This is a genomic window from Sphaerisporangium sp. NPDC005288 (assembly GCF_040607475.1).
In the GTDB taxonomy this organism is placed as follows: domain Bacteria; phylum Actinomycetota; class Actinomycetes; order Streptosporangiales; family Streptosporangiaceae; genus Sphaerisporangium; species Sphaerisporangium rhizosphaerae.
On the sequence record NZ_JBEXGT010000002.1, the window covers coordinates 252,448 to 265,787 of the forward strand.

At 71.2% G+C, this 13,340-nt stretch carries 11 protein-coding genes; 6 read left to right on the top strand and 5 right to left on the bottom strand.

Features of this window, described 5'->3' with window-relative positions; all coding sequences use genetic code 11:
* Positions 1-659: 659 nt before the first annotated feature.
* The 3 genes from mscL to ABZU32_RS03045 form a co-directional block, all read right to left on the bottom strand.
* On the bottom strand, positions 660-1,088 hold the full coding sequence (gene mscL / locus ABZU32_RS03035) for a large conductance mechanosensitive channel protein MscL (protein ID WP_354841649.1): 429 nt from the start codon (positions 1,086-1,088) through the stop codon (positions 660-662).
* A 286-nt stretch (positions 1,089-1,374) separates the two neighbouring features.
* The gene (locus tag ABZU32_RS03040; protein ID WP_354916342.1) at positions 1,375-1,566 is read right to left on the bottom strand and encodes a DUF397 domain-containing protein; all 192 of its coding nucleotides are present in this window, start codon (positions 1,564-1,566) and stop codon (positions 1,375-1,377) included.
* Positions 1,567-1,705: 139 nt separating this feature from the next.
* Positions 1,706-2,551, bottom strand: coding sequence for a helix-turn-helix transcriptional regulator (locus tag ABZU32_RS03045; protein ID WP_354916344.1), 846 nt, complete (start codon positions 2,549-2,551; stop codon positions 1,706-1,708).
* 383 nt (positions 2,552-2,934) lie between these two features.
* On the opposite strand from ABZU32_RS03045, the gene ABZU32_RS03050 reads away from it, so the two are divergent.
* The 4 genes from ABZU32_RS03050 to treZ all read left to right on the top strand — a co-directional run bounded on the left by ABZU32_RS03050 (position 2,935) and on the right by treZ (position 9,832).
* Positions 2,935-3,246 carry a hypothetical protein gene (locus ABZU32_RS03050; protein ID WP_354916347.1) on the top strand — a complete coding sequence of 104 codons (312 nt, stop codon included), beginning with the start codon at positions 2,935-2,937 and terminating at the stop codon, positions 3,244-3,246.
* A gap of 423 nt (positions 3,247-3,669) precedes the next feature.
* Positions 3,670-5,775, top strand: a complete 2,106-nt coding sequence (gene glgX, locus ABZU32_RS03055) for a glycogen debranching protein GlgX (RefSeq protein WP_354916350.1) — start codon at positions 3,670-3,672, stop codon at positions 5,773-5,775.
* Between the two features lie 54 nt (positions 5,776-5,829).
* Complete coding sequence (treY, locus tag ABZU32_RS03060) at positions 5,830-8,055, top strand: malto-oligosyltrehalose synthase (RefSeq protein WP_354916353.1); 2,226 nt, start codon at positions 5,830-5,832, stop codon at positions 8,053-8,055.
* 52 nt (positions 8,056-8,107) lie between these two features.
* Positions 8,108-9,832: a malto-oligosyltrehalose trehalohydrolase gene (gene treZ / locus ABZU32_RS03065; protein WP_354916356.1), complete on the top strand. Its 1,725-nt coding sequence runs from the start codon at positions 8,108-8,110 to the stop codon at positions 9,830-9,832.
* Between the two features lie 79 nt (positions 9,833-9,911).
* Here treZ and ABZU32_RS03070 read toward each other — a convergent pair whose 3' ends face one another.
* Both ABZU32_RS03070 and ABZU32_RS03075 read right to left on the bottom strand, forming a co-directional pair.
* A complete protein-coding gene (locus ABZU32_RS03070; protein WP_354916359.1) occupies positions 9,912-10,451 on the bottom strand; it encodes a sigma-70 family RNA polymerase sigma factor in 540 nt (179 codons plus the stop codon).
* A gap of 165 nt (positions 10,452-10,616) precedes the next feature.
* Positions 10,617-11,612, bottom strand: coding sequence for a MerR family transcriptional regulator (locus ABZU32_RS03075; protein ID WP_354916362.1), 996 nt, complete (start codon positions 11,610-11,612; stop codon positions 10,617-10,619).
* A gap of 122 nt (positions 11,613-11,734) precedes the next feature.
* Here ABZU32_RS03075 and ABZU32_RS03080 point away from each other — a divergent pair, with 122 nt between their 5' ends.
* The gene (locus ABZU32_RS03080; protein ID WP_354916365.1) at positions 11,735-13,021 is read left to right on the top strand and encodes a deoxyribodipyrimidine photo-lyase; all 1,287 of its coding nucleotides are present in this window, start codon (positions 11,735-11,737) and stop codon (positions 13,019-13,021) included.
* A complete protein-coding gene (locus tag ABZU32_RS03085; protein WP_354841681.1) occupies positions 13,022-13,324 on the top strand; it encodes an MTH1187 family thiamine-binding protein in 303 nt (100 codons plus the stop codon). It begins immediately after the preceding gene.
* Positions 13,325-13,340 lie beyond the last annotated feature (16 nt).

A 13,340-nucleotide genomic window follows, 5' to 3' on the forward strand; every position in this document is an offset into this window, starting at 1 on the left:
GAGGCGATGTTACGGACATATTCCATGCGAAGAAAGGTCCCTGTCAGAGATTCCTGCTCGGCAGGGGTCGGACGGGCGGCCCGGCGGGGCGGCGGCGGGGAGCGCCGTAGGCCACAGACCTGCTCAGCCACCCTCGGACATGCCTCTGACCGCACGGGCGAGAGGCCCGCGCGGGCGCAAGTGTTACCGCAGCGTTACCTCAAGTCTCTGGCGGGTGGTTGTTCCGTTCCATCCGGCCTGAGACGTCTATCGGCGTTAGTCGCTCTATGGGTGATATGGGCGGTTGGTTGCTCTAAGAGGGCTTTAGTGGCTGATGTCCTTCATGCCGCAGGCATTGGCGATCAGCTCGAAGAGGTCTCGAACGGGTCGCCGGCGGGATGGGCGTCACCGAGGAAGCGCTCGGCCCGGCGGGGCCACCCAGAACCGGTGGTGGCCCACTCCACGGCCCCGCGGGCCGGCTCGGTGCTCCTGCTGCGTGCGTCACCCGGCGTGTCCCCCACTCCGACGGCGCCAGGTCCAGGATCGACACAGGGACGCTCGACCCGCCACGGGCGACACCAGGGTCAGATCACTCACAACCCCCACAACCCGCTGGCGATGCCCCCTATTCCGTCGAGGATGGGACGGGTCTCACGCCGATGGGACCACTCCGGCGGGTCTCACGCCGGCGGGCGGTCGTCGGCCGGGACGGTGACGAGCTCGGCGGTGCAGAAGGCGCAGCGGCGCGCCTCGACGGGGATGTCGCTCAGGCACTCGGGGCACTTCTTCTCGGTGCTCGCCTTGTCCCGGTCGAGGTAGGAGATCAGCCGGGTCATCGGCATCACCACGAGCCAGTAGATCACCGCGGCGATGATCAGGAAGGTGAGCAGGTGGTTGACGAAATCCCCGTACTTGAACTGCGCCCCGTTGAGGGTGAAGGAGTACTTGGAGAAGTCGGGGTTGCGCCCGCCGGTCACCGCGCCGATCAGCGGCGTGATCAGGTCGGCCACCAGCGCCTGCACCAGGCCGCTGAAAGTGGCTCCGACGACCACCGCCACGGCCAGCTCGACCAGGTTGCCGCGCATCAGGAACTTCTTGAATCCACCCATCTCAGGGTCCTCCGGGGGGAGTGTCACCGGCTCGGAGCCGGTCGGCTACCCGGCCACCGTCGCGCAAACCCTCGACGGGGTGCGGGCCGGGCCGGCTCGGGGGGAACGACCGGAGCCGGCGACGGCGTCCGGAATTCGTCGCGATGACGATATCCTATTTCGTCGTGGTGACGATATCGAGCGGGTGCCATAAAGGCGGGGGCCGGACAATGGGCGCTGGTCCGGGAAAGCCGGAGGCGGGCTTGTGCCGACCCGCCCCTGGCCTCGGTCCCAAACCGTCTCTTTGCTATTCGGAGAGACTCCGCAGGTCGAACTCGCCTTTCTTGGCGCCGTCGATGAAGGCCAGCCACTCGTCCTCGGTGTAGACGAGCACCGGACTGTCGGGATCCTTCGAGTCGCGGACCGCTATGTGACCGCCGGTGGCGGCGACCTCGACACAATGCTCGGCGTTGCACCGGCTGGCGGAGCGCCATCGCACGTCGTTATCATACGAGGATGATGAGAGCCTCATGAATTCCCCTGATGGTCGTCGAAGTGACAGGATCACCCAGGAGGGATGTCCATATCCGGCATTATGCCACCAGAAGATCATCGAGGCGTCCGTTCACCCCTCTTGATCAGGATCTGTATTTCTGCGAGACTTCCTCGATGAGCGCGCGGGAGGCGCCCTGCCCGAGACCCACGGCGCGCAGATGGCCGATGAGGTCGCGGTAGGCCTGCAGTTCCTTCTCTTTACGGAAGTACTCGATTCGCCCGCCGACTTCTTGATATATGACGTCGGGAATGGGGTCGGCCATCTCGAGCAGCGTGAAGGTCTCGTTCAGCCCTTTGTGGGAGCCCGCGCTGAACGGGATGACCTGCAACGACATGCGGTGGCGCCCCGAGAGCTCCAGCAGGTGCGACAATTGTTCGTACATTACCCTCTCGTCGCCGACCCGGCGGTGGAGGGCCGACTCGTCGACGATGATGTGCAGGCGCGGCGGGTCTTTCTTGTGCAGGATGTCCTGCCGGCGCATCCGCAACTCGACGCGCTTGGCCAGGGTTTCGGCGCTTATTCTGCCCGCCACTCCCTTGATGATGGCGCGGGCGTAGCCGGACGTCTGCACGATGCCGGGAAATATGCCGGTGTCGTAAGAGAAGATCGCGACGGCGTCCGCCTCGTGGCCGATGTAGGCGCGGAATTTCTCGTCGGGGTATTCCTCCCACCACTCCGACGCGCGCGCCTCGCGGGCCATCGCTATCAGGACGGCCGCCTCGGCCGGGTCGGCGCCGTAGATGGCGCACAGATCGCGCACGTCCCGCGGGATGACGCCGCGCGCGGCGGTCTCCAGACGGCTGATCTTGGCCACCGAGCACTCGAGTCTCTGCGCCGCCTCTTTCATGGTGAGACCGGCGTCCATCCGCAGCGCGCGCAGCCGGGTGGCGACCTCATGGTGTCGGAGCGACGGATTGATCCCGGCCATGACCTGCTCACCTCGCCTCGGCGCGGTGATCGCCTTCTCGGATGCGCGGTCACCGCTGATGCCGAGTCTCCTCCGTACTGTTAGGGCGCACACTACTCATGCCCTATGGGCAGCAAGGTGTTCGCCGGAGATACTTTCCTGTGGCAATTGCCAATGGCGGTTGCTCTTGGCATCAACCCGGGTAAACGTAAGGTTAGCCCCTACAGAGAGGACGTCACTCCCTAAGAGCCGCCTCCTCGCGGGGTGGCCGTCCCCTGCGGGAGGGGGAGGGCCGGGCCGCGAGGCGGGCGGCGGACGGGTGGCGTTCCCGGGGGTGCGTTGAGGCCGGGTCCGGTGGTGGGGGCATCGACCGGCTCCCGACCACCGCGAGAGGACCGATCCCTATGAATGTGAGCCCCGCCGGGATCGCCACCACCCTGTGGACCCACATACGCGAACACGCCCTCGCCCGTAACTGGGAGCTCAGCGACGCCTTCTTCGCTGAGATCGACGGCTTCGCGTGGGTGCAGGGATGGGCGATCGTCCGGCGCCGGACGCGCCACACCTACCGCGACCCCCGGTTCGACCGGGTGGTCGTGTGCTGCACCTGCGGGGGGAACGGCAGGGGGGAGAGCGGCCGTCCGTGCCGCACCTGCAAGGGGGAAGGGCTGCTCAACTTCTTCGAGCCGCCTCCGGCCGCCAGGAAGAGCGCCTGACCCGGTACGGCGCGACCGTGCCGGGGGCCTGACGCCGCTCCGGACCGCGCCGCCGGCCCGCCGGGTCGCCGTCCAGTCCGGCCGGATCGCCGCCCGCATGGGCCCCGCGGCGGCCGACTCCAGGTGTTCCTGTGGTCAGGGTTGTTTAATGTGCCGCGCCTGCGGCAGGTCCCCAGCCGTGACCGAGTCGTGTGACCGCCCTGTTACCGCCCGAGTGTCCCCGACGGCCTCGACCTGCGGGTCAAGTAGCCTGGCACGGACTGCGCGGATCGCACGGGTGACAGGGTCGGCGCGGTGTCGCGGACAGCAGGTCACATTCATACAGCGCACGATGTCCTCCTGCGAGAAGTGATCTGGCGCACTGAGCTGCGCTGGTCGGCATGGTCAGGAGAACATGGGGCAAATCCCTATCCGGGTGGTGACATGATCGAGATTTGGCCCGGCGACCCCTATCCGCTCGGGGCTACATACGACGGCGCGGGCACGAACTTCGCGCTCTACACCGAGGTGGGCGAGCGTGTGGAGCTCTGCCTCTTCGACGAGGACAACAAGGAGGAGCGCGTACCCCTCACCGAGTGCGAGGGTTTCGTGTGGCACGGATACCTGCCCGGCATCGGCCCGGGCCAGCGCTACGGCTACCGCGTCCACGGGCCCTACGATCCGGCGCGCGGCCAGCGCTGCAATCCGAGCAAGCTGCTGCTCGACCCCTACGCCAAGGCGATCGAGGGGGGCGTGAAGTGGGACCAGGCCGTCTACGGCTACCGCTTCGGCGACCCCGACAGCCGCGAGGACACCGACTCGGCGCCGTTCGTGCCGAAGTCCATCGTGGTCAACCCGTTCTTCGGGTGGGGCCACGACCGGCCGCCCGCGACGCCGTACCACGACACGGTGATCTACGAGGCGCACGTCCGCGGCCTGACGATCCAGCATCCCCGCATCCCCGAGCGCATCAGGGGCACCTACGCCGCGCTCGGGCACCCGGAGATCATCGACCATCTGACGGGGCTCGGGGTGACCGCCGTCGAGCTGATGCCGGTGCACCAGTTCGTCACCGACGACACCCTTCAGCAGCGCGGGCTGACCAACTACTGGGGCTACAACACCATCGGCTTCTTCGCCCCGCACAACGCCTACTCCAGCTCCGGCGAGCGGGGCGGGCAGGTGCTGGAGTTCAAGGCCATGGTCAAGGCCCTGCACGAGGCGAACATCGAGGTCATCCTCGACGTCGTCTACAACCACACGGCCGAGGGCAACCACCTCGGGCCGACGCTCAGCATGCGCGGCATCGACAACGAGGCCTACTACCGGCTCGTCGACGACGACCAGCGCTACTACATGGACACCACCGGCACCGGCAACAGCCTGCTCATGCGCTCGCCGCACACGCTGCAGATGATCATGGACTCGCTGCGCTACTGGGTCATCGAGATGCACGTCGACGGCTTCCGCTTCGACCTCGCATCGACGCTGGCCCGGGAGCTGCACGAGGTCGACCGGCTGTCGGCCTTCTTCGACCTGGTCCAGCAGGACCCGGTGCTCAGCCAGGTGAAGCTGATCGCCGAGCCGTGGGACGTCGGGCCGGGCGGTTACCAGGTGGGCAACTTCCCGCCCCGCTGGACCGAGTGGAACGGCCGCTACCGCGACACGATCCGCGACATGTGGCGCGGCGAGCCGGCCGCGCTCCCGGAGTTCGCCTCGCGGCTCACCGGCTCCAGCGACCTCTACCAGGACGACAGCCGGCGCCCCGCGGCGTCCATCAACTTCGTCACCTGCCACGACGGCTTCACGCTGCAGGACCTGGTGTCCTACAACCACAAGCACAACGAGGCCAACGGCGAGGGCAACCGCGACGGCACCGACGACAACCGGTCGTGGAACTGCGGCGAGGAGGGCGCCGCGGGCGTGGCCGTGGAGGCGCTGCGCGAACAGCAGAAGCGCAACTTCCTCACCACGCTGTTCCTGTCGCAGGGCGTGCCGATGCTCTCCCACGGCGACGAGCTGGGCCGCAGCCAGCAGGGCAACAACAACGCCTACTGCCAGGACAACGAGATCAGCTGGGTCGACTGGTCCGACATCAAGGAGAACTGGCTGCTGCTGGAGTTCACCCAGCGGCTGGCACGGCTGCGGCGCGACCACCCGGTGTTCCGGCGCAGGCGCTTCTTCTTCGGCCGCGCGGTCCGCGGGTCGGGCGACGACCTGAGCGACATCGCCTGGCTCACCCCCGGCGGCGGCGAGATGGCCGACGCCGACTGGCACAACGGCTACGCCCGCTCGCTGTGCGTGTTCCTCAACGGGGAGGCCATCACCGAGCCCGACCGGCGCGGCCGGCGGGTCGTGGACGACTCCTTCCTGCTGATGTTCAACGCCCACCACGAGACCATCCAGTTCACGATCCCCAAGGACTTCGGCGACGCCTGGGTCCCGGAGATCGACACCGCGGTGCCGATCGCCATCGACACCAAGCTCTACCGCGCCAAGGAGGAGGTGCCGGTGGAAGGCCGATCGGTGCGGGTCCTGCGCCGCGCCTGACCACGCCGCGCCCGCTCCGGCATGCCCGACGAGACACCCGCGAAGGAACACGACGTGACCGAACCGGCCAAGCCCACGGCGACCTACCGGCTCCAGCTCACCCCCCGCTTCGGGTTCGGGGAGGCGAAGGCCCTGGTCGGCTATCTGACCGAGCTGGGCGTGAGCCACCTGTACCTCTCGCCGATCCTGCAGGCGGTGCCCTCGTCCGAGCACGGGTACGACGTGACCGACCACACGCGGGTCAGGGCGGAGTTCGGCGGGGTGGAGGGGCTGCGGAGCCTGGCGGCGGCGGGCCTGCCCCTGGTCGTGGACATCGTGCCGAACCACATGACGGTGCCCGTCCCCGAGTCGGGCAACGCCCGGCTCTGGGACGTGCTGGCGCACGGGTCGCGGGCCGGGTCGGCGCGGTGGTTCGACATCGACTGGCAGGGCGGCGGCGGCAAGGTCGCCATGCCCGTGCTGGGCGACGAGACCGACCTGGAGGCCGAGGTGGTGGCCGACGGCGACGTTCTGCGTTACTACGACCACCTGTTCCCGGTGCGGCCGGGCAGCGGCGGGCGCCTGGCCGACCAGCACTACCGGCTGGTGCCGTGGCGGCGGCCGCCCGGCTACCGGCGGTTCTTCGACGTGTCCTCGCTCATCGGCCTGCGGGTCGAGGACCCGGAGGTGTTCGAGGCGACGCACGAGGTGATCCTGTCGCTGGTCGCCGAGGGCGTGATCAGCGGGCTGCGGGTGGACCATCCCGACGGGCTGGCCGACCCGCGCGGCTATCTCGCCCGGCTGCGCGAGCTGGCCCCGGTGTGGACGGTCGCCGAGAAGATCCTGATCGACGACGAGCGGCTGCCGGACGACTGGGCGTGCGACGGCACCACGGGGTACGACGCGCTCAACATGGTGACCCGGCTGTTCGTCGACCCGGCGGGCGCCGAGCCGCTGGTGGAGCTGTTCGTCCGGCACACCGCCTTCCCCCGCGACTACGAGACGGTGCGCTACGAGGCCAAGAAGCAGGTGCTGGCCCAGTTCTTCACCGGGGAGGTCGAGCGGCTGACCCGGGAGCACCCCGAGCTGCGCGAGGCGATGGTCGAGCTGCTGGCCGCCATGCCCGTGTACCGCGCCTACGCGGTGCCCGGCGAGCGGCCGCCCGCCGAGACCGTCCGGCTGCTGCGCGAGGCGGGGGCGCGCGCGGCCCGGCACGCCGACCCGGCCGCCGTCGAGCGCGCCGTCGAGCTGGTCCTGTCCGGCCCCGCCGAGACGGTGACCCGCTTCCAGCAGACCTGCGGCCCGGTCATGGCCAAGGGGGTGGAGGACACCGCCCTGTACCGCTGGTACCCGCTGGCCTGTCTCAACGAGGTCGGCGGCGAGCCCGACCGGTTCGGCGTGCCGGCCGAGGAGTTCCACGCCTACTGCGCCGGCATGGCGCCGTACACGATGACCACGCTGTCCACCCACGACACCAAGCGCTCGGAGGACGTCCGCGCGCGGCTCGCGGTGCTGTCGGAGCTGCATCAGGAGTGGGCCGAGGCGGTCGCCGGCTGGTCCGAGCGGGTGTCCTTCGACCCCAAGCTCGACTACTTCGCCTGGCAGAACCTCATGGCGGCCTGGCCGATCAGCGTGGAGCGCTTCAGCGACTACCTGTACAAGGCGGCCAGGGAGGCCAAGACCTCCATCTCGTGGATCAGCCCGGACGCCGCCTACGAGAAGGGCGTGCGCGACTTCGCGGCGCGGGCGATCGACGTCTGCGGGCCGTCGGTCGCGGCCTTCACCGAGCGCGTCGACCGGTACGCCAGGGTCAACTCCCTGGGCCAGAAGCTCGTGCAACTGATGATGCCGGGCATCCCCGACGTGTACCAGGGCAGCGAGACCACCGACTTCTCGCTGGTCGACCCGGACAACCGGCGGCCGGTGGACTTCGCCTACCGGCGATCGCTGCCGGCGGCACCGGACACCGGTAGCTGGGACGCCGCCAAGTTCCTGGTGACCACCTCGGCGCTGCGGCTGCGCAAGCGGCTCGACGTGGCGGCCCCCTACGTCCCGATCTCCACCGGGGAGTCCGGCCCGGGACGCGACCACGCGATCGCCTTCGCCCGTGGTGACCGAGCCGTGGCGGTGGCCACCCGGCTGCCCGCCGGCCTTTCGCGCCGCGGCGGATGGGGTGGTGCCACCCTCACGCTGCCGCCGGGGCGCTGGCGCGACCTGCTCACCGGCGCCCGGCACACCGGCCGCATCCCATTCGCGCACCTTCTGGGGCGTTATCCCGTGGCGTTGCTGGAAAAGGAATAGCAGGCGAGCCCCGCCGATGCGGCGGGGCCGCGCCGAATCCACGGGGAGGAACATGTTCGAGGTCTGGGCGCCCACGGCCGGCCGCGTCGAGGTGGAGATCGACAGGTCCGAACGGCATCCGATGGTCCGCGGCGAGGGCGGATGGTGGTCGGCGGAGGTGCCGGGCGCGGGCCACGGCACCGACTACGCCTTCAGCGTCGACGGCGGCGAGGCGTTCCCCGATCCGCGCACCCGGCGCCAGCCGTACGGCGTCTTCGGGCCGAGCCGCGTCTACGAGCACGACCGGTACGCCTGGGGCGACCGGGCCTGGCGGGGGCGCCAGCTTCCCGGTTCGGTGATCTACGAGCTGCACGTCGGCACCTTCACCCGCGAGGGCACCTTCGACGCGGCGATCGGCAGGCTGAACCACCTGGTCGCGCTCGGCGTCGACTTCGTCGAACTGCTGCCCGTCCCGCCCGTTCCCGGGCGCCACAACTGGGGCTACGACGGGGTGGACCTGTACGCCGTGCACGAGGAGTACGGCGGGCCGGACGGTCTCAAGCGCTTGGTGGACGCCTGTCACCAGGCGGGCCTCGGCGTGCTGCTGGACGTGGTCTACAACCATCTCGGCCCCTCGGGCAACTTCCTCGCCCAGTTCGGCCCCTACCTCCACGAGTCGGCCTCCTCCTTCTGGGGGCAGGCGGTGAACCTGGACGGCGCGTGGTCGGACGAGGTGCGCCGGTACTTCATCGGCAACGCGGTGCAGTGGCTGCGCGACTACCACATGGACGGCCTGCGCCTGGACGCCGTGCACGCCTTCCACGACAAGCGGGCCGTGCACTTCCTGGAGGAGCTCGCGACCGAGGTGGACGCGCTGTCGGCCGCGCTCGGACGGCCGTTGACGCTGATCGCCGAGTCCGACATGAACGACCCCCGCCTTGTCACCCCGCGCGAGGCGGGCGGGTACGGCCTGGCCGCGGTCTGGGACGACGACGTGCACCACGCCCTGCACTCCGCGCTGACCGGCGAGCGCCACGGGTACTACTGCGACTTCGGGCCCATGGACGTGCTGGCCAAGGTGCTCACCTCGGCCTACCTGCACGACGGCACCTACTCCACCTTCCGCGGGCGCACCCACGGCCGGCCCGTTGACCGCCTGCGCGTCCCCGGGCACCGGTTCGTGTGCGGCCTGCAGAACCACGACCAGATCGGCAACCGGGCCATGGGCGACCGGATGCCGTCCGAGGCGCTCAAGGTCGGCGCGGGCCTGCTGCTGACCTCGCCGTTCACCCCGATGCTGTTCATGGGCGAGGAGTGGGGCGCGAGCACGCCGTTCCTGTTCTTCACCGACCACATCGAGCCGCACCTGGCGCAGGGCGAGAGCGAGCGCAGAGAGCGGGAGTTCCTCGGGCACGGCTACGACGACTGGGGGTCCAAGGCGCCCGACCCGCAGGACGAGGCCACCTTCCACCGCTCCAAGCTCGACTGGGACGAGCCGTCGTCGCCGGCGCACGCCGAGTTGCTGGCCTGGTACCGCGACCTGATCGCCCTGCGCAGGTCGTGTCCCGACCTGGCCGATCCCCGGCTGGACCGGGTGGCGGTGGAGGTGAGCGAGGAGGGCCGCTGGATCGTGGTCCACCGCGGCGCGCACCGCGTGGCGGCCAACCTGGGGGACGCCCCGGTCACGGTCCCCGTCGCGAGCGGCGCCGTCCTGCTGGCCTCCGACCCCAAGGTGGGCTTCGCCGACGAGGGCCTGTCCCTGCCGCCGCACACCGTCGCCATCGTCCGTCCCGCCTGACCGGGCGGGACGTGCCGTCCCGGCCGGGCGTGGGGAGCCCGCCCGGCGCCGGGCGGCTCGTCAGGGGGTGGCCGGCGGTTCAGGCGGCGGCCGAGGACAGGATCGTCGACAGGCGGCGCAGGCCGCGCGCCGTGCGGGCCTTGACGGTGCCGAGGGGCACGGCGAGCCGTTCGGCGATCTCGCGCTGGGTGAGGTCGGCGTAGTAGGCCAGCTCGATGGCCTCGCGCTGCGGGCCGGGCAGCACGGCGAGCGCCCTGCGCAACTGGTCGCGGCGGCCCAGCGTGTCGGCCATGTCCCGGCCGTCCCCGCCGGATGGTTCGATCACGCTCTCCAGGGGGACGGTCGTGAGCGTGCGGACCCGCAGGTGGTCGATGGCGCGGTTGCGGGCGATGCCGAGCAGCCACGCCTCCAGGCTGCGGCCGGGGTCGTACCGGTGGCGCGAGCGCCAGACCTCGGAGAAGACCACCTGCCGGACGTCCTCGACGTCCTGCGGGGGGACGAATTTGCGCAGGTAGGAGGCGACCAGCCCGGCATGGGCGCGATAGCACTCCGCCAGCGCGGCCTCTTCGCCTCGCGCCAGCCGTACGCCGAGCGTGCCCGCCATGACAACCCACCTCACGGTCGAAAACCTATTCATAACTTATTCAATGTGCCCGTCGTCGCCCGCACAACCAAGAGCGGGCATGCGCGTTCCACGACTGGGCAAAGCCGGAGCCGGTGCGGTGGAGAGGTGTCGCGGTCAGGGACCGAGGGCGGCGCGCCCAGGCACCGCAGGACGGCGGGGTCAGGGGCCGAGGACGGCGCGGATCCGCGCCTGCGCCTCGCGGAGCGAGGCGACGCGGGTGACGCCCGGCGGCAGCCCGCCGTCCCACCAGCCGGGGCCGCCGACGAAGATCCGGCTGGCCGGGCGCAGCGCCGGCAGGGAACGCAGCGGCGCGGGGTCGCCCGTCGTGCCGACCTGGGACCAGACGAACACCGCCAGCGGCCCGACGCGCCGCATCGCCTCGGCCAGCGCGGCGTAGGGGGTGCGGGCGCCGAGGACGCGCGTCTCCAGGCGGTAGGCGGTGGTCAGCGCGGCGGCGAGCGCGTGCACCGGCAGAGTGTGCTGCTCCTCCTCCGCGCAGGCCAGCAGGACGGGACGGGGGTGGACCGGCCGCTCGGGCCGCGCGGACCGCCGGATCAGCGCGCTCAGCAGCCGCTCGGAGAACAGGTGCTCGATCTCGATGCCGGCCCCCGATCTCTCCTGACGCCGGGTGATCGCCGCGAACACCGGCTGGACCAGCCGCTCCCAGGTCCAGACGACCCCCTGCCGGTCCAGCGCGGCGTGCAGGCACGCGGTGACCGCGTGGTCGTCCAGGTTCAGCACGGCGCGGGACAGAGCGGTCACGCCCGGGACCGCCGTGTCCCGCGGCGGCGCCTGCGCGGCCCGTTCCTGGGCCGGTACGACCGTGCCGGGGTGCCCCGGCGCCTGCGCGGCCCGCTCCTCGGGGGGCGCGGCCGTGCCGGGGTGCCGCAGCGCCGACCGTGCGGCCTCGGCCGGGGGGACGCCCGCCTTGACCAGCCGGCTCATCTCCTCAAGGCGCACCAGGTCGGCGGCGTCGTAGCGGCGGTGCCCGCCGGGGCTGCGGTGGCTCGGGCCGATGCCGTAGCGCAGGTTCCAGGTGCGCAGGGTGGGCGCCGGCACGCCCAGACGCCGGGCGACCGCGCCGATGCCGAAGCCCGGTGACGCCTCTTCCGGCGGCTCGCTCTCGGTGCCCCGCCGGCCGCTCTCGTCGTCCATCCGTCCGCCCGCCTCACCGCCCGCCGCGGGCGGGGCAGCGGGGCGCCCTCCTTGCCTGGTACTTCGCAATGACGGGCGCCGCTGGACGCAACCGGCCGCGGTGATCGCGCGAAGGCACAGGTGTGGAGACCGTCATCATGCTGCTCACCAGAGATCTTCGTGTGCACGACCACCCGGCGCTGGCCGAGGCCTGCGCGCGGGCCCGGTCGGTGGTGCCGCTGTTCGTGCAGGATCCGGCGATACGGGCGCGCGGCCGCCAGAGGTTCCTGAACGAGGCGCTGCAGGACCTGCGCGCGTCGCTGCGCGCGCGTGGCGGCGACCTGGTGGTGCGCCGGGGCGACCCGGTGGAGGAGACGATGCGGCTGGCCGCGGAGCTGGGGGCGGAGGCCGTGTTCACCTCCGCCGACGTCAGCGCCTACGCCCGCCGGCGCGAGCGCCGCCTGGCCGAGGCGTGCGCCGCCCACCGGCTGCTCCTGCGCCTGTTCCCGGGCGTCACCGTGGTGCCGCCCGGCGCGCTCCAGCCCACCGGCGGAGACCACTATCGCGTGTTCACGCCGTACTGGCGGGCCTGGTCGGGCGCCGCCCGCAGGCCCGTCCTGCCGGCGCCGGACGCGGTGAGCCTGGCCCCGGGCGTGGAGCCGGGGGAGCTGCCGCCTCCCGGCCCGCCGCACGGCATGCTGTCGGGCGGCGAGACGGCCGGGCGCGGGCGGCTGGAGCACTGGCTGGCGCACGGCCTGGCCGGGTACGCCGAGGGCCACGACGACCTGCCGCGCGAGCGGACCTCGATGCTGAGCCCCTACCTGCGCTTCGGGTGCGTGTCGCCGTCGGAGGTCGCCGCGCGCGCGGAGGGCCGGCACGGCGGCGACGCCTTCGTGCGGCAGATCTGCTGGCGCGACTTCTACTACCAGGTCGCGCTCGCCTTCCCCGACCTGCCGCGGCGCGACTACCGCGAGCGCCAGGTCGACTGGAACGATGACGGGGAGGCCGCGCAGGCGTGGCGCGAGGGCAGGACCGGGCTGCCGATCGTGGACGCCGGAATGCGCCAGCTCGCGGCCGAGGGATGGATGCACAACCGCGCCCGGCTCATCACCGGCTCCTACCTGACCCGGCGGCTGAAGGTCCACTGGCGTATCGGCGGCGAGCACTTCGCCGACCTGCTCCTGGACGCCGACATCCCCGACAACTGGGGCAACTGGCAGTGGGTGGCCGGCACGGGCAACGACACCCGGCCGAACCGGGTGCTCAACCCCGTCCGGCAGGCCAAGAAGTTCGACCCCGACGGCGAGTACGTCCGGCGGTACGTCCCCGAGCTGGCCGGCCTGCCGGCGGAGGCGGTCCACGAGCCGTGGAAGCTGCCCAGGCCGGTACCCGGCTACCCGGCGCCGCTGGTCGCCCTCGACAATGGATAGATGATCGTAGCCTTCTCGGTGACCCCCCTCGGCGTGGGCGAGGGCGTCGCCGAACCTGTGGCGCGGGCCGTCCGCGTCGTCCGCGAGAGTGGCCTGCCCAACAGCACCGACGCGATGTTCACCACCGTCGAGGGCGAGTGGGAAGAGGTGATGGACGTCGTCAGGCGCGCCGTCGAGGCCGTCGCCGAGGTCGCGCCGAGGGTGAGCCTGGTGCTCAAGGCGGACGTGCGCCAAGGGGTGAGCGACGCCATGACCTCCAAGGTCGCCTCCCTGGAGCGCCACCTGGAGCAGGGCACGGCCTGACGTGTCCTGACGCGGC

What these genes read in the sequence shown, in the direction of transcription:
- mscL (WP_354841649.1), bottom strand. Translation starts at nt 1,088, where the DNA reads ATGGGTGGATTCAAGAAGTTCCTGATGCGCGGCAACCTGGTCGAGCTG.
- ABZU32_RS03045 (WP_354916344.1), bottom strand. Translation starts at nt 2,551, where the DNA reads ATGGCCGGGATCAATCCGTCGCTCCGACACCATGAGGTCGCCACCCGG.
- ABZU32_RS03050 (WP_354916347.1), top strand. Translation starts at nt 2,935, where the DNA reads ATGAATGTGAGCCCCGCCGGGATCGCCACCACCCTGTGGACCCACATA.
- glgX (WP_354916350.1), top strand. Translation starts at nt 3,670, where the DNA reads ATGATCGAGATTTGGCCCGGCGACCCCTATCCGCTCGGGGCTACATAC.
- treZ (WP_354916356.1), top strand. Translation starts at nt 8,108, where the DNA reads ATGTTCGAGGTCTGGGCGCCCACGGCCGGCCGCGTCGAGGTGGAGATC.
- ABZU32_RS03075 (WP_354916362.1), bottom strand. Translation starts at nt 11,612, where the DNA reads ATGGACGACGAGAGCGGCCGGCGGGGCACCGAGAGCGAGCCGCCGGAA.
- ABZU32_RS03085 (WP_354841681.1), top strand. Translation starts at nt 13,022, where the DNA reads ATGATCGTAGCCTTCTCGGTGACCCCCCTCGGCGTGGGCGAGGGCGTC.